Raw genomic sequence first — 20,242 nt, forward strand, 5'->3', positions numbered from 1 at the left:
TTACAAAATCACTGCGCTAAGCCGCATGTTGTGTTCAGTATGTTAACCCCTCAATAATTTCAATTAGTATACTTTTGGTAACCTTTCCACGCCTACCCACTCATATCCTACTTCATTTAAAAAATTAAATTACGATTAAACAAAGACTTAAACATACTTTAATCGATCTTCATGGTGGTTACTAAAAGTTAACTAATTGCACTAGAAATGCAGGTAACCATAATAAACCGCAAGACAGCGAAATCATTATTCGCTCTGTAAACATCCAATATTGAAGGGTTAATATCATGAGTAACGTTCTAATCATTAACGCACACGAACCATCTCCATTTTCTGAAGGCAAACTCAATGCGGCTTTAGTTGAGAAAGCTCGCACCCAGTTAGAATCTAAGGGCCACGAAGTGCGTGTAGTTACAATGCAAGATGACATCGTAGTTGATGAGCAACTGGCGAACTTTGAATGGGCCGACCGAGTGATCCTTCAGTCACCTGTCAACTGGATGACCATCCCATGGTCTTTCAAGAAGTACATGGATGAAGTATTCACTGCGGGGATGGGAGGTGCACTATGTGCCTTTGATGGCAGAACGCCTGAAGAACCAAAGAAAAATTATGGAACAGGCGGCACTCGCACCAATACCAAATACATGCTTTCTTTCACATTCAATGCACCAGAAGAATCATTTAATGATGATAGCGAATACTTATTTCATGGTCGCAGTGTTGATGATTTGATGTTCCACATGCACGCAAACTTCCGCTTCTTTGGCATGACTGAACTGCCAACGTTTGCTTGCTACGACGTGATGAAAAACGCAGACATTGAGAACGACTTTGCTCGCTTTGAAGCACACCTAGACGCACACTTCTAAGAATGGAGTCATGAGCACTGAATTTACTGACTACAATCCATAAACGGCCCATAAGAGCCTAAAGAGCTTGTAACTCTGTCAAAAATAAGTAAACGCAAATCAAAGCACTGTTTGCCACGTGAGCACAGTGCTTTGAGTAGGAAACTCATATGAACTATACAATTAAGCTCGACATTATCAGTGATGTCGTCTGCCCGTGGTGCATCATCGGATACAACCATTTAAAAGCAGCGCTCGAACAGCTTGGAATTGAAGATCGCATCGAGATTGAATGGCAGCCTTTTGAACTGAACCCTGATATGCCAGCCGAAGGTGAAAACCTTCGAGATCACGTTGCTCGTAAATATGGAAGTAGCGCAGAGGAAAGTAAAAACGCGCGCATTCGTATCGCCAGCATTGGCGCTGAACATGACTTCAAGTTTAACTACTTTGATGAAATGAAGATGGTGAATACCTTTGACGCACACCTTTTGCTTGATTACGCCAAGAGTATGGGCAAGCAAACTGAACTAAAATTGCGTTTCTTTACCGCCTTTTTCAGTGAGCAGAAAGACGTCTCTAACCATAAAGTTCTTAAGCAAGAGCTAGTTTCTGTGGGCCTAGACCCAGAAGAAGGAATGCGTTGGCTAAATGACGCACAACGACGCAGTTCAGTCCGTAGTACAGAGAAACAATGGCAAAAAATGGGCGTATCGAGTGTGCCAACGGTGATTTTTAATGGAGAACATGGTGTTTCAGGGGCGCATCCCGTAGAAGGCTACAAACAGATCTTAACTGAGTTAATGGCTCAGACAAATCAAAGCTAGGTTACTAAAAGTATACTGGTTGCAACTTGTTTTTTAGTGGCATATCTTTTTTAAACTCGTTGTGACCTCAATCCCAGGAGCCGAGATGACATACTCACAAAAACTCAAAGCGGGTGACGCTTTTCCTACATTAGAGGCAACAAAGCTTGATGGAACCAAAGTCAAGCTAGGTCAACCTCAAGGTGATGCAACATGGCAAGCGGTGTTTGTCTATCGTGGCAAACACTGTCCACTTTGCACCAAGTACCTCAATGAAATTGAGACCTATAAGCAGGCCTTTAGTGAGGCGGGCGTTGATATTCTGGCTGTCTCTGCTGACTCGAAGCAACAATTGGAGCAACACCTAGAAAAGCTCGATATCAGTTTTCCAATCGCCTATGGTCTTACTGAGCAGCAAATGAAGACTCTGGGGCTTTATATATCGCAACCACGCTCCGAAGCTGAAACCGACCATAACTTTTCAGAGCCAGGGTTGTTTGTGATCAATGAACACGGCAACTTACACGTAGTTGACCTGTCCAATAACCCGTTTGTCAGACCTGAGCTCGGTGCACTGACCCGAGGTTTGGCATGGATTCGTAACCCAGAAAACCACTACCCTATCCGTGGCACGCTAGATTATTGAATCTTCAGCTCGAAAGGCAACAAGGCAACCATATTGGTTGCCTTGTTACGTAAAAGAGGGAGATGGATGAATGTTGCTCACACTATTTTAGCTGCACATTGTTACTTTCAGACCATTTTCTCAACTCATCGAGAATCGTTAACGCACTGCGTCCAAACTCGGTGAGTTCGTAGCTGACTGCCAGCGGTTTTTCATTGAGCACACGACGTATTACCATGTTTTCACTTTCTAGTTCTTTTAGACGCTGGTCGACCATCTTCTTGCTTGCACCGCCCAACATTCTGGAAAGATCATTGAATCTCACAGGGCCATCTTTCAGATGGTAGATGATGGAGCCCTTCCATTTGGAACCCAAAATCCTCATGCCTTTTTCGATCGCACAAGGCTCGTTACAAGCATCAACAACGCTCTTACGCCCTTTTGGATCAACTTCAACTTTTGCTTTCATACAGCTCCGCGTCATTTTGAGAAGTAACGTAGCTAATCAGCTCTGACAATAAAAACGTCACTCATAGTGATTGAATACTCACATCGAATAGGTGTAAGGGTAGTTACCGAATGGCGAGCGTCTTACGGTATATTTTAGTTACCTAGAGTTTGAATACAATTAGTATACTTTTAGTAACCTAGTTCATAATGAGCTGAATCAACCAACGTAAAAGTCTCCATAAATAGAATGTACTAGTAGTTTTTCTTCGGCCAATTCGACTATCTTTTCTCGTCACAATACATGGCTATAACTCATTTTGGGGCACAAATGAGTTCCCCCAACAACACTTCATTCACTTTCTTTGTCGGCGGCCATTACGACTTTGCTGAACATCGTAGCGAATATGCTTGCTCGCGTTTTTTAGTTGCACACCAGCTTTACTAAATGCGTTTTGGATAGTTGTGGAGACATGCTGTTGGCCCTCGCCCGCGAGAAAACTGGCTCGGTCTTGGTCCGATTCAAATACGCAGACGATTTCTAGGCTTTGCGGAAACGCAGCGTATTTGACGGTATGCGTCACCCATAGGAAGCCATCGTAGCCCTTCAATGTATCTTCACAAACGTCAGTCAGTACCTCTCTAATGAGGTTCTCTACCTTCTTATCTGATTTGCGCATAAAGAAAACTCCGTTTTTAAACTTTGAAAGGGTCCAAGTCTACATTGTCTTGAACAAGATTGGGCGGAGGATTTTATTCACTCCCCTATTGACGAAACTGTTCTTAGCTCACCTTATAGTGATAAAATCGCGCCATCAGAATTATTGAGACACTCTATGTTTATTCATCGCGTAAACGATATCGACTGGCTAGTGATTACCGCTTTTGAAGAGCTGAAGCCTCTTTTCATAGAAGAAGCCGGTGCCATTCCCTCTTACTTTTCTACCACCAGCGAGTTGAGCTTGATTGATCAAGCCAAGCGCGCTTATGGGTATCTGCCTAAACTCAGTGGTGTGATCACTGATACGGGCACATTTCAAAGCAAGGACATCGAAGAAGATTTGAATCCTCAGCTTGCCTGTCTGGTTGAGGGGCGCGGTCGAGTGTTTATCTATCACGGTGGCTTTGTCGCTTTTGTTGATGACGAGCAAACCTTTATTACCCGGATGGATTAGGCGTCACTCACCTTAGCGTATAGAACTCAAAAGCGAGCGCTAGGCTCGCTTTTGGTAACAACTCACACACGCATTAAGAGTCAGTTAGCATAGAAAACGATAAGCATCGTTTTCATGACAAGACTTTCACTTCAAGTGTCTCCCACCGTCAAGATGCAAAATTCTTCCAGTCATATAGTGGCTACCTAGGACAAATTTAATCCCATCGATCACTTCTTCAAAACCTGCCTCTCTTGGGAGCAACGCTTTTTGTAGCGCCTTGGCTTTGTATGCGTGATCATCATGATCATTGAATTTGATCATGGCTGGAGAAAGCGTATTCACTTTCACTTTTGGCGCCAACATCGCAGAGAAGGAAAGCGTCAAGTTATTGAGAGCAGCTTTACTTGCAGCGTACGCAATGTGTTTCTTGCTGCCTTTTTCTGCCACGTAGTCACTGATGTGGATGATGTCTGAAGTGTTGTCGCCAAACATGAGTTGATCTTTGAGTGTCAAATTGATCAGGTACGGTACGCTAACGTGAACCGTCATCATCTGGGTCATAATTTGCGACGCATTCTCGTTCGGGTTCTCTTTATTCTCCGCCTTCCAGTCAGACGCATTGTGTATGATGGCCCTTAGCGACTTATACTCCTGACCGACATAATCAAGAAAACGCTCAACGCTGCTATGTTGATAAAAGTCTACCTGCTGCAGGTCTGCCCCATCGTCACGCAATCGTTGCAGCTGAGGATAATCGCTTCGGTAAGTACCGATCACGCGGTATCCATCAGACAACAACTTCTGCGCCAACGCAAAGCCAAGACGTTTTCCCACTCCGGTTATTAGAATTGTCTTACTCATCTTAAAAACTCTGCTCTGGTTTGAGGGTTGGTCTTGAAAATGCCCCCGAGTGCCGTTGTTGAGGTTTCAGAGTTTGCATCCATGACTCCTCTTGATTTGACGCAGTAATGGGTCGCTTTAATGGTCACTGCGACGTTTTCAGTCTCGACCAGCGTCTGTATCGCCACCAATATTTGTTGAGTTAAACGCTCTTGGACCTGAGGTCGCTGGGCAAAAAATCGAACGATTCGGTTAATTTTCGATAGCCCAAGTATCTTAGATTCCGGTATATAGGCGACTTGTGCTAGACCGTCGATCGTGATGAAGTGGTGCTCGCAAGTTGAGGTTAAATCTATGTCCGAAACCTTGACCATTTCGTCTACGGACATCTTGTTATCGATGACACTGATTTTAGGGAAGTTGTCGTAATCAAGCCCTGAAAAAATCTCATGGACATACATTTTCGCGATCCGGTGAGGCGTTTCAGCGAGACTGTCATCGGTTAAGTCCAACCCAAGCGTACTCACAACTTCCGTTAATAGTCCTTTAATGCGATTGTACTTTTGATCACTGCTCATTTCGCTTGTTGTCATCGGTGTTTCAAGCCCTCTGGAGAGTAGAGCATTTCGTACTTTTTCAGCTTCTTTGGTCAACATTGGCTCAATCCTTATGAATTATTATCTTGGTCTGCTTGATAGCTCAAGGTTAGCGATACGGAGTCAGCGAAACGTAACGCATGAGGTTTGTCGATTCTTACTTGCGCATACTGCACCCATGGGTGGTCAATGCAGATTCCGAGTACGTCACTGGTCAGTTTTTCCAACAACAGAAATCGGCCAGATTCGACATGGTGAATAATTGTCTTGCAGATGTTTTTGTAGTTGAGAGCGTTATCTACATCATCGGCGAGGCAGAGATTGTTGGCGGGGTAATGGATTTCTGCGTTTATAACAATATCTTGCTGCTTTGTTTTCTCTTCTTCGTTGAAACCTATGAAGGTTCTTAGTCTGAGATTAGTGATCGTAATAATGGCGTTGTTATTCATGACAGTTTCTCTCCCTAGAAGGTGAAGTCACGTACGTGCTTGTTGCAACAAAAGATCAATAAAGTGCGTGCGATTAAGACGCCATTCGTTATTTTGAAGGCACTGTAATGGCCGAAGGTAAGCTAACCTTGAACGGTATAACGTCAGTCTTTTGGCTCTGCTGATCGAAGCTATCCCATAACTGCTGAAAGGGAGCGCCTAAGATTGGATGGCGCTCTTGAGGCGCTAAGTCGACTAGCGGGCGAAGAACAAACGCGTACTCGGTGATCTCACCTCGTGGCAGCTCTACTCCGTCAATGATTCCTACTTTATCGCCGTAAAGAAGGATATCGATGTCTAGCGTGCGTGAAGCGTATTCTTTAGTCTCACGCTGACGACCATTATCAAATTCGATTTGATTTAGAACTTCAGCCAACTTTGCAACAGGAAGGTCACAATCGAAACCAACTACTAGGTTCAGAAAATTATCTCCCTCAAAACCAACGGGCTCGCAGTCGTAGCAATGTGATACAGCTAGGGGGGCAAAATGTCGATTTAATGCTTTGAGAGATTCTGTAACGTGATATTCGCGGTTAATGTTGCTGCCGATACTGACATAAACGAAGGCCATAGTATTTTATTCCTTTTTTGGCCTATCTGTACGCAGCAACTCAGTGAGACGATCAGCTAAGTTCCATCTATTTGTCAGGTAAACGATGTGCCTAAATGCCATCTTTCTTTGTTCTTTGCTTCCTGACTGGATATTAATTCCGGTTTAAGTTTATTGAAAACAAGAAAGGCGAACCAAAAAGGTTCGCCTGACAGTGAGATATTTCTAATAACGCTATGAGTTTTTTTACAGTAGTTCTACTGACTGCTGCGCAATAACAAATTCTTCGTTGGTTGGGATAACCATAGCGACAGCATCAAGAATTGATGACTTCGCGATGATACCTGCGTTACCAAAACGTGCATCTTCGTTGCCTTTTTCATCTTCAACGAAGCCCAGTAACTTAAGGTTGTTTAAGATTTCGCGGCGAATCGGCAGTGAGTTTTCACCGATACCACCGGTAAAAATAATCGCGTCTAGGTTGCTAAGTGGGATTAGGTAAGAACCAATGTACTTCGCCACGCGGTAGGTAAAGACTTCGAACGCCAGTTTTGCGCCTTCGTGACCTTCTTCCATCGCTTCTAAGATGCCACGAGCGTCTGACGTTAGACCGGAAACACCTAAGAAACCTGATTTCTTGTTCAGCGTTTCGAAGACTTGCTCTGTCGTCCAACCTTTCTTGATTAGGAACTCAATCACACCAGGATCTAGGTCACCAGAGCGTGTGCCCATCATTAAGCCTGCTAACGGTGTGAAGCCCATAGACGTATCTACTGACTCACCATTTTCGATCGCACATACTGATGCGCCATTGCCCAAGTGAACAGAGATAAAGCTCGCCTCTTCAACAGGTTTGTTAAGCATTTTCGCTGCTTCGCGGCTAACAAAGTAATGGCTAGTGCCGTGGAAACCGTATCGACGGATGCCGTATTCTTTGTACAGTTCGTTCGAGATAGCACCTGTAAATGCCTTTTGCGGCATCGTTTGGTGGAACGCAGTATCAAAGACAGCAAATTGAGGAAGGCTCGGGAATGCTTGCATTGCAGCTTGAATACCTTTTGCGCCTGCTGGGTTGTGGAGCGGAGCCAAGTCAGACAGGTTTTCAATTTCTGCGAGCACTTCATCATTAATACGAACCGTTGAAGTGAACTTCTCACCACCGTGAACGATACGGTGTCCCACAGCAACTAAATCTTGTGTGAAGCCTAGTGTTTCCATCAAAGCAACAATACGGTTGATGGCATGTTGATGGTGGTTATCTGGGGCAGTGATCGCTTCTTCCGTTTTCTCACCATTGTATTTCCAGCTGATGACGGCTTCTGGAAGACCGAAGCACTCACCAAGACCAGAGACAATCGCGTCACCCGACTTAGAATCGATAACAGCAAACTTAAGTGATGAGCTACCTGAGTTAATAACCAGCACATACGAATTTGACATGAGGGATGTATCCTGTTTCAGACCGTGTATTGAAAGCACTATGCTTGTATCGTTATGGATACCATTATTCAATTTTTTTTGAATCTTTCAACTTTCTTTAGCTAAATTAAACAAAACAAATAACTTTTGTTGATCTAAAGCAACTGTCAATTTAATTCGACTGTAAAAATTAATGTGAGTTTTATAAACAGTCTCGAAAGCTCTACACTATACGTAGTGCAAACGATTTCATTTGCGCATCTGCTTTTGAAAGTAGCCTGAAGGGTTTATAGACGATCAACGGTGTCAACTTGTATACATTAGCCATTCTTCTCATCATTGCTGGCATCTTGTTGCTATTATTTGGCTTGGTTCCTGCTCGCCAAATTTGCGCCAAAACCAAACATAAAAGTTGGCAAGCACTCAGCTTGTTAATTGCTTTGTTTGTGATTGGTTATACGTCAGTTTTGGTGTCTCTTCTGGTGACACAGCAAATCAACAATGTGGTGTTCGGTTTATCCATTATTCTCTTTTCAGGCAGTGTGTTTGTTTACATGGTGACCACCTTCAGCCTCAACACCATCAAAAAACTTCACCACTTGGCGGAAGAAGAAAAGTACAACGCCCTTCATGACCCCCTAACCTCTCTACCAAACCGGAAACACTGCATTGAAACGATTAACGCTTTAACAGAAAACCAAATACCCTTTCACCTTTTAATGGTCGACGTGGTCAATTTTAAGCAGATCAATGATGGCATGGGACATTTTTGTGGTGATCAGTTGCTGGTTCAAATCGGTCAACGCATCGCCTCCAACCTAAGCCGCGGCGATTTTGTCGCCAGAATTGGGGGTGACGAGTTTATTGTCATTTGCCCCAACCAAAATGATCTCGCGATTCAATCCCTTGCAAACACCATCAACAGTGAACTTAAGAAGACATTCTCTATTGATGGCTTCGAGCTCACCAGCAGTGCTATCGTTGGCATTAGCCGATACCCAGAGCAAGGTAAAGACGCAGAGCAAGTTATCAACGCGGCCGATGTGGCCATGTATTGGGCGAAGCGCAGCGGCAGAGAAAGCGCTAAGTTCGATCCCTCCATGAACCAAGGCGCAAGGCAGAAACTGGCCATCTCACACGCCATTGACGAAGCGCTAGAGAAGCAACAGTTCAGAATATACTATCAACCCATTGTGAGCAGTAAGCTTAATCTAGTTTGCGGGTATGAAGCGCTGATGCGTTGGGTTAAACCCGACGGGACGACCATCAGCCCAGTTGAGTTTATCCCCGTTGCAGAGCAAAGCAACAAAATTACCTCTATCACCGAATGGTTGCTCGACCATGTCGCTGAAGATATTGAAATTTTTCATCAGCATGGCATCCACAACCCCGTACATGTCAACTTGTCAGCGAAAGATCTCATAGGCAAAAACCTAGAGAAACAGCTTATCGCCTTAACGGCACGCTCACCATCACTAACCAAATCTATTGTGTTGGAAATAACAGAGAGTACTGCAATTAACCGCTTACGTAGCCCAGAAAAGTGTCTTGAGTCCTTAAAATCGCTCGGATTTAAAATAAGCTTGGACGATTTTGGTACGGGCTACTCTTCACTGTCACTCCTGCGCGATCTTCCTGTTGATCAAATCAAAATCGATCGCTCTTTCTTGTATCAGTTAGAGCGAAATGAACGCAATCGCTCGATTGTGTCTAACGCTATCTCACTAGCACATGGGCTGGGCTATAGCGTCGTTGCAGAAGGTGTAGAGCAACAAGAAATTTTGCACATTTTAAATAAATATGGCTGCGATTATATTCAGGGGTTTTATTACAGTCCGGCAATCCCGCTAGAAGACGCGATTTTGTGGACGCTAAACCACAACCCACCGCTGATTGACGAACTAGCGAATTAGGGCCCCCACACTAGCTCAATAGGCTCACGGCGAGCAAAAAAATAGCCATGACGGTGTTGAGCTTGTCCTTCCCATCAGCACGACAGTAAATGGTAAGTGCTGAGCGTGATGGGTCAGCTCGCATTTCGACCTCCCCAATAGGAAAGGCTACATTGCCGCTCACTTCATCCCACTAGGCGTCTACTTTTCGTGCAAAGTGGCGACACAATACTGTTATATACTTGCTCGCGTGTTCGGAGTAAATCGTGGTCTTTTTTTCCATTGTTATTCTCAGCAAATGGCGCAGTTTATTAAAATCGTGGTGGTTCAAGCCGCCTGGTCTTGGAGACTGCTCTAGTTGGTAATGAAAACAATTCGCATGTATGATAAGTGTCAATTTTATTAACGAGAAGAATTTACGGTTATGCCAAATCGCATAACGGTTATGAGGAATCGCTGCCATGGAACCGGGTTCACGCACTCCTACCTCTATCCCTAAGGTAGTACTCACAAAAACTGTGATAGAAGAAAATCGAAGGGTTATCTTTAGCCAAAACCGGTTTGCAAACTCCCCAATCCTTGAGGGTAAACTCCTCCATTACGAGGCGTCTGATGCCTACACTCTGTATGCTGGGACGAGCCATGAGTTAGTCAATACACACGTGGTTTCGTCAATCAAACCCTGCATTGTTTTGACTATCGTTTTGGAAGGCACGCTCACTTTTGGCTATGACGATCTAGAGTTTCAGTTGGATGGCTCGCGGTGCGCTGAAGTTCTTATGGTCAATCTAACGCATCCTGTGAGTTTTCATCGCAGTATTGAAAAAGACAATCAACTCACCAAAGTGAACCTTGTTATCTCGCCAAACTGGCTTAAAGCTCGCCTTAATCAAAACGAATGTCCCAACCAATTTGTTCAATCTCATCTCAATTACCTAAGACACCCCATTAATAGCGATACTCTCGAAGTCATTAAACGCATTCTCAGCTGCGAGCAACCAAGCGATCTATTGGGTCGCCTAGCGCTTGAATCGCTCTCTTTGCAGCTTATTCAGAGAATGTTTGCGCTGGTTGATCGAAACACCTCTACACACAAAGCGTCAAAAGACACGCCGCAATCTGAACGCATCAAACGCATTTTGCATTTTATTGAAACCCACCTCGACGCGCCGATGAGCTTAGATGGCTTGGCTGCCCGTTTCTCGATGAGTACATCCAACCTGCAGCGCGTTTTTAAAGATGAGTTAGGCGTTACCGTAAAGAGCTACATTCGCCAGAGACGGCTTCACGTCGCCAAAACTGGATTAGAACGCGGTGTGCTGACGGTGACAGAAGCCGCCTACGAGGCGGGCTACAACCACCCTGCGAACTTTACCAATGCGTTTAAAAAAGAGTTTGGCGTTCCACCAGCAAAAGTAGTAAAACATCTTTAACGACAAACAGAGATAACACTCAGACGTTAGGAGTGAGGAAAACATGAACATAGGTGCGGTCGCTAAACTGACAAATTTGTCTAGCAAATCTATTCGCTTATACGAGGAAAAAGGCTTAATCACGCCGCCTTGTCGCAGCGATGCAGGATACCGAGAGTACAGCGATCAGCATGTTCAAGAGCTCAATCTAATTTCGCGGGCTAAGAACGCCGGATTTTCCTTACTTGAATGTAAAGAGTTTGTCGAACTCGCGCAAAACCCAAACAGAAAGAGCCGTGAAGTCAAAGCGAAAGCACAAGAAAAACTCCTTGAAGTTGAAATTAAACTTCGCGAACTCAAAGAGATTGAAAAGCAATTGAAGCAATGGGTGTCAACTTGCCCAGGTGATGAAGGGAGCAAATGTCCTATCATCGAGGATCTCACGAAGTAAACGCTGTAGTGAGTGAAGCCATCCAGTGGGGCTTCACTCAATTCTGGATGCTAGTAGTAGGTACACATGCGCTTTCCGTCTACTTCAACGATGTTAAACGGCGTTTCGTAGATGCTCTCAAGAATATCCGCTTGAATCACTGCTTCAACACTGCCTTGCGCAACCACTTTTCCCTTTTTCAACGCGATGATCTTATCCGAATAACAAGCCGCGAAGTTGATGTCATGGATAACAACCACAACGGCTTTGTTCATTTCATGGGCCAGTTTCCCGACATTTCGCATAATCTGTAACGAGTGTTTGATGTCCAGATTATTCAACGGCTCGTCTAAAAAAACGTAGTCGGTATCTTGTGCCATCACCATCGCAATAAAGGCAAGTTGACGCTGTCCGCCGCTCAACTCATCCAGATATTTGTGTTGAATAGAGTCGAGGTCCAAATAGCGGATCGCCTTATCGATCACCGATTGGTCGTTGTCATCTAGGTTGCCCTGTGAATAAGGGAAGCGACCAAATGAGACCATTTCACGCACGGTAAAACGCATCGTGATGGTGTTAGCTTGGCGAAGCACTGCAAGTCGTTTAGCGAGTTCTTTGTTATCCCACTCAGACAGCTCTTTGCAATCAATGTAGACTTCCCCTGAGTCACGAGAAACTAGGCGGCTTGCCATAGAGAGAAGCGTACTCTTCCCCGCTCCATTTGGCCCAATGATTGCGGTCACTTTGCCTTTCTCGAACTCTGCGCTCGCATTATCAACAACCGCAGATTGGCCAAATACCTTGTTAAGGCTTTTTAAAGTAATCATATTCAACCTAAATAATCTTATTGCGCAGCAGCATCGACAAGAAGTACATACCACCGACAAAGTTAATCACGACACTGAGCGTCGTCGTAAAACCAAACAGATTCTCAACAATCCATTGCCCTGCCAGCAGCGAAGCAATAGATAACAGCGACACCGCGCCAAATAGAACTTTGTGGCGATAACTGGCAAACATTTCTCTGGTTAAGTTCGTCACGAGCAAGCCAAAGAACAGCAGAGGCCCGATCAATGCCGTCGAGATCGAGATCAAAACCGCAGACAGCAGTAAGATCTGCAAGGTCACGCTTTTCACATCAACCCCTAAGCTGATGGCATTGTCTTTATCCAGCCAGAAGACGTCCAGCAGTCGATGAAGGGTGTAGAGTCGCCACGAAATGAAACACAGTAACGGCGCGCTCAGATAGACCAAATCAACATTGATGTTGTTGAAGCTCGCAAACATGTTTGCCTGAACAGTCGCAAAGTCGTTGGGGTCCATGAGCATAATCAAAAATGATGAACCACTATCGAAAACCTGCCCTAAGATGACGCCGAGCAACAACAGCACAAGCAAGTTTTGTCGCGCGCCACGGAAGTAGAAGCCAAACAGCAGCACAGAAAAGCCCAACATTGCCGTCACTGACACAGCAAAGTTGAAGTAGCTGTTCATCGCAATACCGCTTAACCCACCAAACATCACTACCATCAGAACCTTGGTGAACAAGTAGAGCGAGTCAAAGCCCATGATACTTGGTGTTAGTATCCGATTATGGGTAATGGTCTGAAATGAAAGCGAAGACAAACCAATCGCGACGCCCGCTATAATCATCGCAAGAACTTTTGGTACGCGGCGAGACAAGAAGTACTCGTAGTTATCTGCGTTAAGCCCAATACCAATGAAGAGACCAGCAAAAACGACAGACACCAACGCCAAACAAACCAACTTATGACGATCGTGCATTTTTCTCACCTTGTAGAATGAAGTAAATGAACACTGCACCACCCAGTAAACTGATGATGTTTGAAATCGGCAGCTCATACGGGAAGATTATTAAGCGTCCTGCCAGGTCGCAGACTAAGACGATGAGCGCCCCAAGGAGCGCGGTAAGCGGGATGTTGCGCCTTAAGTTGTCGCCATAAAAACGACTCACGAGGTTAGGAACAATCAATCCTAAAAAAGGGAGCTTACCAACAATCATCACAACAGATGCTGACATGACCGAAACCAGCAACACCCCAACAACCAACACTTGCTGGTAGTTTAAGCCCAAGTTGACCGCAAAATCTTTTCCCAATCCCACCGCAGAAATACGTGTTGCGTACAACAAGCTGAAAATGGCAAACGGAATCGCGACATAGAGCAGTTCGTAATCGCCTTGCAACAAGTTAGCGAAATTGGCCACTGCCCAGCTCGATAAGTTTTGGATTGCGTCGTATTTGTAAGCGAAGAACGTCGCGACCGATTGCACCACATTGCCAAAAATGATCCCAACCAGAGGAACAAACACCGCGTTTTTAAATTGAATACGATTGATAAACTGAACGAACGCCAGCGTGCCTAGCATAGAAACTGAAAATATCAGCCAAAGTTGGTTGCCGTTACCAAACAAAACCAAACTCAAAACGTAGCCTAACATCGCGCACTCAATTGTTCCCGATGTCGATGGAGAAGCAAATCGGTTTTGACTGATTTGCTGCATGATAAGACCCGCGATACTAAGGCCTGCGCCAGCTAAGAGCACGGCCGCTAAACGGGGAATTCGACTGGTAAATAACAGATCCCAACTTTGAGGATCGCCAGCCAACAGTTGTGCGACATTGAGCTGACCAATACCAACAAATAGAGACAAGACACTCAAAACTAAGAGCACCCAAGATAACATCTTCAAAAGTCTATAACCTCTTGAACCTAAAAAACCTCAAGCGTGAACTTGAGGTTCTTCATACTTACTCAATAATTAGTTAAGGCCTGTAGCCGACTTAACGTCACTCAACATTTGTTCAGTCGCACGCATGCCCGCGATAGACAGGTACCAAGCGTTGATGTCTAAGTACGCCATTTTTTTGTTTTGGTAAGCACTGGTCGCCTTCACCAAATCGTTCTCAAAATCGCGCTGAACCGTGCTGCCTTTGCCTTTGTTGATCAAGATATCTTTATCGACGATCAGCAAGGTTGATGGGTTATGTTCGCGAATAAACTCATAAGAAATTAGATCACCATGTCGACTCTCTTTGATGCCTTTCACGGTTTCAGAGAACCCGAAATCTTTGTAAATTGAGCCAAAACGTGACTTGGCACCAAACGTTGTAATGTTGCCACCGGCACTCATCACTGTCAGCGCATCAACATTGTTTGTTTGGTTGTAGCTTTGAACTTGTTTGAAGTCTTTATCTACCTGCGCGATTTTCTCTTCAACAAAATCTTGCTTCTCGAATACTTCGCCTAACTTGCGCCACTCCTCCTGAGTCGCTTCCCAGTACCCTTTGCTCTTATCTAGCGCATATACAATGGTTGGAGCAATTTCTGAAAGCTCTTTGTATTTCTCGGCACCACGAGGGCCTACGATGATCAAATCAGGTTTTTGGCTGTAGATAGTCTCAAAATCTGGTTCAAATAAGCTGCCTGCCGAGACAAACTCACCGCTTCGGTATTGTGACAGATAGTCAGGGAACATACTTACCGTCGAGACTGCAACCGGCTCAATGCCAAGCGCCTTAACGGTATCCAAAGGCCCCAATCCAATGACCACAACACGCTCGGGCTTGCTCTCTAACGCTGTTTTCCCTTGTGCATGTTCAATTTCGATGATTTTTGCATTCGCATTAAGAGCGGTCATCGCCAGTGCTAGTGCCACAACTTTACGTTTCATTTTGTCCATCCTTAATATTTTAATGCAACGCATTATCATTTAGATTTGTATTATTGTCACTATTCAAACAATAAAAATGTGGCTAAGTGATGGTCTTGTAATCAGTTGAATCGGAGGAAGTTGGCGTTTGTATTAAGAGGATAGGAAGAAAAGTGAGAAGAGAAAAAGAGCGCTGGGACCATAGCCCCAGCTTGTCGTTAGAAGAAATCGATGGAAGATCGGCCGTTGTTTTTTTTGCCTTGCGATGGTTTAGATTCCTTACCCTTAGCTTCACTATTCTTCTTCGACTTGCCCTTTTTATACGACGAAGAACGGTTGTCGCGCTTAGGTTGATTGGCGCTTGAGCGCTCTTTGGCCTTTGATTTTACCGCTTTCTCTTCTGGCTCTGTCACTGGCGCATCACAAACGACAACGTAATATTCCTGATTGAACTCAAAAAAGTCACCATCATACATTTTGCGACGTTTTCGTGTTTCCAACTCACCGTTAACAGCGACATATCCTTCGGCAATGAGGTGTTTTGCTTCTCCACCACCGCCAACCAAGTTAGCGATTTTGAATACCTTATATAACTCAATGGGATGAGAAGACACTTCGATACCAATCGCTTCAATCTCGATCTCTTCGCCTTCTTGGTACTCTTCAGTCATAACGAACTCTGTAGTGTGTTTTGTCAATTCGGAGAGTCTAATGCCAATAAGTATAGAAATAAACTAAAGTTACTAATAAGTGTTCTAACTCCAAAGGTATCAATGTGTTTCGATGGCTACTCGCCGCTATTGCCCTATGGTCAAGCTATGCCAATGCATACGAGCCACCTACACCTGTCACTGTGTATGCGGATGACTCCTACCCGCCATACAGCTACGCGATCAATGGAGAAGCAAAGGGCATCTACACCGAAATACTCCAAATCATTTTCGCCCAAATGGAGGCTTACGACGTCAAAATCAAACCGATCCCTTGGAAGCGGGGATTAAAAATGTTGGAGTTAGGCAAAGGCTTTGCCCTCTATCCACCCTATTACTACGCCAACCAAAGATTCTATATATCGCCCTACTCAGAGCCGATTCTCGATGAACAAGTCGTCGTATTTTGTCGCCCTGACAAGGTGGCGGATCGTCAACTTGATACCTGGCCTGACGACTATCTGGGATTAACGATTGGTATTAACGAAGGTTTTGCATTAGGCGGGCAAGCATTCTGGGATGCCGTAACTCAAGGGAAATTGACACTGCGGCCGTCAAAAGGTAATGAATCCAGCTTGCTAAATCTGTACAAACGGCGCACAGATTGTTACATCAATGACCGAATATCTATTCGATGGTACATCAATCAAATGATCAAAGATGGCCAGATAGACCGAGATTGGCAATTAAAACTCGGCTCCGTGGTGAGTAGTGAGCAAGGTTACTTAGGGTTTACCAACCAACAGCCTGAGCTCTACCCATATAAGCAAGACTTCATTACGCAGTTCAACCGCCATTTAAAACGGTTAAAGCAAGATGGCACGATTGACAGACTTGTTGTCGACTATTTAGATGCTTACAAATAACATACGCGAAACAACGAACGCGCAAAATTAACAAGTAGATACTCATTTTGTTAGCATAACACCCCGTAAAGTAAGCATTTCATTGTCGCAGGCCTCCTAACTTCGGTTAAGAATCGGGTCAGACGTTTGATAACCCTCCAACTATTGATCACCGTTTAACGACAAACCTCACAATAAGCATTAATTACGTTTGAAATGTCCGACGTAATTTCGTTTAGTAGTTGGCAGCCCATTAACAAGTCGCACGAATTGTCGTAATAATTGAGATGAATAATAGACCTACCGATCGTTGTTAAGGTATGTCCCAATCTTATGTCGCAAACTATTAAAAGTATCGTCCCTCGCCCTAAAATCACTTTGGTCTCAGAGTGTGGCGTGGCGGTCGAATCAGTATCACAAGACCTTGCTCACTCTCTGACTGGCGCAGAGCTAGATGAGCTTATGGATGACCATTTTAAGCATATGATCGATGTGCTTAACGATGGCATTTTTTATATGTCTGATACTGAGCATGTTTGCTTCTACAACCCGAGCTTTTATCAAAGATTCGGCATCCAATCCGGTCATACCTGCCTAGAAACATGGCTTGATCTCGTTCACCCGATGGATCGTTTGATGCTGCAAAGCAAAGTTGACGAGCATATCGCCGAAGACGATTTCAAAATGGCGACTCAATATCGTGTACGTTGCACCAATGGGCAATACGTTTGGCTAGAAGGAACGGCGATAACCAAGACTGTTAACGGTAAACGGTTTATGATTGGTTGCCACAAAGATATTTCCGACAAAAAGCTGATGGAGGCGTTTGTACAGCAAACCTCTTTCAAAGATGGGGCGTCTGGGCTTTCCAACGAGCACAGATTGGTCATGGATATTGACAACATAGACCCACTTCGTGAACCGCATAGCTTGCTTTACATCCAAGTCGCTAATATTCGTTCCTACTTATCACTCTATGGTCCTCAAATCATGCGTGATGTGCTTAATCACATCATTCAAGCGCTTAATCATTTCCCGGAAGACTTGGTTGACTTCTATCGTATTCGCTCAGATGACTTCGCTATCTTGGTAAAAGGGGATTACAGTGACGAGCAACTGACGCAACTTGGTGAGCGCATCTCCGAGAAGTATAACGAAGCGGTAAAAACGTTCGGCTACCTGTATGGCACCGAAATCAGTATCGGTATCTACCCTTCGATTCCAGCAGAGCTTGATGCCGAAGAAGCGATCAAAATCGCTAGCCGTACTAGCCAGTTTGCCAGCGAACAAAAAGATTGCCATATCAGCGTTTATGCCAGCAAAACCAAATCACGCGTAGACCGCCATTTTTATATCGAACGCGAGTTAGGCAACGCCATTAAACAAGGCCTACTCTCGATTAAGTTTCAGCCGATTATTTGCACCAAACGAAACGCCATTGCGAGCTTTGAAGCGCTGGTACGCTGGAAGTGCAAAGATATGGGGGAAATATTTCCAGACGAGTTTATCTCTGTTGCGGAAAAGAAAGGACTTATCGTTGATTTAGGTTATCTGGTGCTATCCAAAGCATGTCATTTTATCCAGCAATATCAAGCCACGCATAACAACTCGGTACGCGTTAACGTCAATGTGTCTGTGCTGCAACTGCTCAATCATTCCTTTCCTGAGCGAGTGAAAAAGGTCGCTGACGAGTACCTGATTGATCCAAAACACATCGTACTCGAGCTAACCGAAACCATGATTTTGGATGGCAACAAGAACGCGGCCGACCAACTTAACAAGCTCAGCGCGCTCGGGTTTCAACTTTCTTTGGATGACTTTGGCGCGGGTTACAGCTCGTTAAACAGCTTTTTTGATTTTCCGCTACAACAAATTAAGATCGACAAATCCATCGCTTGGCGGTCTTTCACCAACCCTGCAACCTTTGAGTATCTCTCTTTCGTGATTAAGTTATGCCAAGCCTACGATGTTGATATTGTCATAGAAGGCATAGAAAACGCGCAAATGGCCCAAGCATTCACCGACCTCGGAGCCTCCTATTTACAAGGGTATTGGTTCTCTAAACCCCTTTCATTCGCAAGTGCTAGCCACTATACTGCGATCTAACCCTCTCAAAAATAAGACATATTTAACATATCAATATTTAGTGATTGACTACGTCACTTAAGTTGTAGAAAATTTGCACGATTTTTGAGACATGACACGCATTCAAAAGCTCCGTGTAACCTCTCAAATTAACGCAATCAAGGATTCGATTCGTTACCGCCTGTCAGATCACACACCGTCATCAACAGCGCTTGAAACAAGGAAAGTCATAATAAACTTGTTTTAGGAGAACTTTGTGTTTAAACCATTACGTCAAATCGTCACTGCAACCCTTTCAGCGAGCTTACTGCTTTCCCCTTTTTTCTCCCTATCGGTAAGTGCAGAGCAAAATCAATTTAACTGGTTTGAACAAAGCGACATCACGTTACCTAAAGGCACGAAAGCAGGTAAACTTAGCAATGCCATGCGCTACGTGTTGTTACCGACTAGCCGTAATACGCAAGCGCTTTCTATCCGCGTTCGTTTGACTGATCTTCCAATTAAATATGCGTCTGTCGCACAGACGTTGACGCAAGACAATGGTTGGGAGTTGGTTGAATTTAATGGCAAAAGTGTGCTCAAACGCGACTTCGCTGACAATAAAGAAGAAATCTTAGCAGAGGCAATCTCGCAGCTCGCAGCGCTATTTAAGAGCGAGGAAGCCAAAGGGCTTTTCTTGCCGTCACAAACCGATTTGGTTATTGCTGGCAACTTTAAAAACCGTACTGCGGCAGAGTTAATCAGCGACAATCTTTCTGACTGGAAATCAAGCGAGGCGTTTTCTGCACCTGCTGAGCTAAGCCTAATGCCGAAAAGTGTTTCTGACGTTCCTAAACAGGAAAAGCCAACTGTGGCATACACGGCCCATACCTCACTTGACGATACGGCAAACAGTAAACAACAACGCAAAAAGCTACTTACTGTGACCATTGCAAACAAAATTCTAGAGAAACGCTTGGAAGAAGCGTTTGCCAATCAAGATGTTAAAGTCGAAGTTTCAAACCAGATTTTGGCGCAATCTAGCTTGGTTTCTCAAGTTTCACTCACGAGTGAAGACAGCGAGCAGGCGAAAGCCGCACAGCAGATAATCGAAAAAGAGATCAACCGTGCGCGCTCAAGCGGCTTTAGCCAAGTAGAGTACGAAATGGTGGTGTCGCAACTTCGCAAAGAGCTTGAGGGGCAAACTCGCCCACATGATGAGGCATACACCGCTCACCAAGCTGACCAGTTGATTAAAGCGATCGATGAAGGCCAAGTCTACACCTCTCCTTCTTACGACTTAGATCTAATGAACTTCCATGTCGCTCATATGAACGAGTACGACATCAGCAATGAGTTTGAAAGCGTGTGGAAAAGCCCGATGGAGCTGATCATCATCCCAAACAGCTAATTGGCACTGATTGAATCGATAACGCC

At 44.6% G+C, this 20,242-nt stretch carries 22 protein-coding genes; 10 read left to right on the forward strand and 12 right to left on the reverse strand.

What is annotated here, in order from left to right; translation table 11 throughout:
- Nucleotides 1–287 precede the first annotated feature (287 nt).
- The 3 genes from ACUALS_RS18455 to ACUALS_RS18465 all read left to right on the forward strand — a co-directional run bounded on the left by ACUALS_RS18455 (nt 288) and on the right by ACUALS_RS18465 (nt 2,303).
- On the forward strand, nt 288–872 hold the full coding sequence (locus ACUALS_RS18455) for an NAD(P)H-dependent oxidoreductase (RefSeq protein WP_454449339.1): 585 nt from the start codon (nt 288–290) through the stop codon (nt 870–872).
- A gap of 149 nt (nt 873–1,021) precedes the next feature.
- Nucleotides 1,022–1,678, forward strand: coding sequence for a DsbA family oxidoreductase (locus tag ACUALS_RS18460; protein ID WP_454449340.1), 657 nt, complete (start codon nt 1,022–1,024; stop codon nt 1,676–1,678).
- Nucleotides 1,679–1,763: 85 nt separating this feature from the next.
- Nucleotides 1,764–2,303, forward strand: coding sequence for a peroxiredoxin family protein (locus ACUALS_RS18465; RefSeq protein WP_454449341.1), 540 nt, complete (start codon nt 1,764–1,766; stop codon nt 2,301–2,303).
- Between the two features lie 82 nt (nt 2,304–2,385).
- Here ACUALS_RS18465 and ACUALS_RS18470 read toward each other — a convergent pair whose 3' ends face one another.
- Nucleotides 2,386–2,751, reverse strand: coding sequence for a winged helix-turn-helix transcriptional regulator (locus tag ACUALS_RS18470; protein ID WP_454449342.1), 366 nt, complete (start codon nt 2,749–2,751; stop codon nt 2,386–2,388).
- Nucleotides 2,752–3,085: 334 nt separating this feature from the next.
- The gene (locus tag ACUALS_RS18475) at nt 3,086–3,409 is read right to left on the reverse strand and encodes a Fis family transcriptional regulator (protein ID WP_454449343.1); all 324 of its coding nucleotides are present in this window, start codon (nt 3,407–3,409) and stop codon (nt 3,086–3,088) included.
- A gap of 156 nt (nt 3,410–3,565) precedes the next feature.
- Here ACUALS_RS18475 and ACUALS_RS18480 point away from each other — a divergent pair, with 156 nt between their 5' ends.
- Nucleotides 3,566–3,904, forward strand: a complete 339-nt coding sequence (locus tag ACUALS_RS18480; protein WP_005471376.1) for a hypothetical protein — start codon at nt 3,566–3,568, stop codon at nt 3,902–3,904.
- 126 nt (nt 3,905–4,030) lie between these two features.
- Here ACUALS_RS18480 and folM read toward each other — a convergent pair whose 3' ends face one another.
- The 5 genes from folM to ACUALS_RS18505 form a co-directional block, all read right to left on the reverse strand.
- The gene (folM, locus tag ACUALS_RS18485; protein WP_454449344.1) at nt 4,031–4,747 is read right to left on the reverse strand and encodes a dihydromonapterin reductase; all 717 of its coding nucleotides are present in this window, start codon (nt 4,745–4,747) and stop codon (nt 4,031–4,033) included.
- Nucleotides 4,744–5,382, reverse strand: a complete 639-nt coding sequence (gene folE / locus ACUALS_RS18490) for a GTP cyclohydrolase I FolE (RefSeq protein ID WP_269978911.1) — start codon at nt 5,380–5,382, stop codon at nt 4,744–4,746. Before folE ends, folM begins: the two co-directional genes overlap by 4 nt.
- Before the next feature lie 11 nt (nt 5,383–5,393).
- On the reverse strand, nt 5,394–5,771 hold the full coding sequence (gene folX, locus ACUALS_RS18495; RefSeq protein ID WP_454449345.1) for a dihydroneopterin triphosphate 2'-epimerase: 378 nt from the start codon (nt 5,769–5,771) through the stop codon (nt 5,394–5,396).
- 88 nt (nt 5,772–5,859) lie between these two features.
- On the reverse strand, nt 5,860–6,381 hold the full coding sequence (gene folK, locus ACUALS_RS18500; RefSeq protein WP_454449346.1) for a 2-amino-4-hydroxy-6-hydroxymethyldihydropteridine diphosphokinase: 522 nt from the start codon (nt 6,379–6,381) through the stop codon (nt 5,860–5,862).
- Between the two features lie 225 nt (nt 6,382–6,606).
- Nucleotides 6,607–7,800 (reverse strand): acetate/propionate family kinase, encoded by a 1,194-nt coding sequence (locus ACUALS_RS18505; protein WP_038192271.1) that lies wholly within the window; start codon nt 7,798–7,800, stop codon nt 6,607–6,609.
- Between the two features lie 290 nt (nt 7,801–8,090).
- Here ACUALS_RS18505 and ACUALS_RS18510 point away from each other — a divergent pair, with 290 nt between their 5' ends.
- From ACUALS_RS18510 to cueR, 3 genes are all read left to right on the forward strand, one after another.
- Nucleotides 8,091–9,692: a putative bifunctional diguanylate cyclase/phosphodiesterase gene (locus ACUALS_RS18510; protein ID WP_454449347.1), complete on the forward strand. Its 1,602-nt coding sequence runs from the start codon at nt 8,091–8,093 to the stop codon at nt 9,690–9,692.
- Nucleotides 9,693–10,132: 440 nt separating this feature from the next.
- Nucleotides 10,133–11,104: a helix-turn-helix domain-containing protein gene (locus ACUALS_RS18515; protein WP_454449348.1), complete on the forward strand. Its 972-nt coding sequence runs from the start codon at nt 10,133–10,135 to the stop codon at nt 11,102–11,104.
- 43 nt (nt 11,105–11,147) lie between these two features.
- On the forward strand, nt 11,148–11,534 hold the full coding sequence (gene cueR, locus ACUALS_RS18520; RefSeq protein ID WP_038137199.1) for a Cu(I)-responsive transcriptional regulator: 387 nt from the start codon (nt 11,148–11,150) through the stop codon (nt 11,532–11,534).
- Between the two features lie 50 nt (nt 11,535–11,584).
- Here cueR and vctC read toward each other — a convergent pair whose 3' ends face one another.
- From vctC to ACUALS_RS18545, 5 genes are all read right to left on the reverse strand, one after another.
- Nucleotides 11,585–12,340, reverse strand: coding sequence for an iron chelate ABC transporter ATP-binding protein VctC (gene vctC, locus ACUALS_RS18525; protein ID WP_038137202.1), 756 nt, complete (start codon nt 12,338–12,340; stop codon nt 11,585–11,587).
- A gap of 7 nt (nt 12,341–12,347) precedes the next feature.
- A complete protein-coding gene (gene vctG, locus ACUALS_RS18530) occupies nt 12,348–13,298 on the reverse strand; it encodes an iron chelate uptake ABC transporter permease subunit VctG (protein WP_454449349.1) in 951 nt (316 codons plus the stop codon).
- The gene (gene vctD, locus ACUALS_RS18535) at nt 13,282–14,226 is read right to left on the reverse strand and encodes an iron chelate uptake ABC transporter permease subunit VctD (RefSeq protein ID WP_039480271.1); all 945 of its coding nucleotides are present in this window, start codon (nt 14,224–14,226) and stop codon (nt 13,282–13,284) included. The genes vctG and vctD overlap by 17 nt, the downstream gene beginning before the upstream one ends.
- Nucleotides 14,227–14,295: 69 nt before the next feature.
- Entirely contained in the window at nt 14,296–15,207 is a 912-nt protein-coding gene (locus tag ACUALS_RS18540; RefSeq protein ID WP_038137209.1) for a siderophore ABC transporter substrate-binding protein, read from the reverse strand.
- A gap of 197 nt (nt 15,208–15,404) precedes the next feature.
- Complete coding sequence (locus ACUALS_RS18545; RefSeq protein WP_454449350.1) at nt 15,405–15,857, reverse strand: RNA-binding S4 domain-containing protein; 453 nt, start codon at nt 15,855–15,857, stop codon at nt 15,405–15,407.
- Between the two features lie 104 nt (nt 15,858–15,961).
- Here ACUALS_RS18545 and ACUALS_RS18550 point away from each other — a divergent pair, with 104 nt between their 5' ends.
- The 3 genes from ACUALS_RS18550 to ACUALS_RS18560 all read left to right on the forward strand — a co-directional run bounded on the left by ACUALS_RS18550 (nt 15,962) and on the right by ACUALS_RS18560 (nt 20,216).
- Nucleotides 15,962–16,762, forward strand: coding sequence for a substrate-binding periplasmic protein (locus ACUALS_RS18550; RefSeq protein WP_454449351.1), 801 nt, complete (start codon nt 15,962–15,964; stop codon nt 16,760–16,762).
- Between the two features lie 312 nt (nt 16,763–17,074).
- Nucleotides 17,075–18,847 carry an EAL domain-containing protein gene (locus ACUALS_RS18555; protein ID WP_454449352.1) on the forward strand — a complete coding sequence of 591 codons (1,773 nt, stop codon included), beginning with the start codon at nt 17,075–17,077 and terminating at the stop codon, nt 18,845–18,847.
- Nucleotides 18,848–19,082: 235 nt separating this feature from the next.
- Complete coding sequence (locus ACUALS_RS18560; RefSeq protein WP_454449353.1) at nt 19,083–20,216, forward strand: insulinase family protein; 1,134 nt, start codon at nt 19,083–19,085, stop codon at nt 20,214–20,216.
- The last annotated feature ends 26 nt before the right edge of the window (nt 20,217–20,242 follow it).

This window comes from Vibrio sp. NH-7 (genome assembly GCF_053643215.1).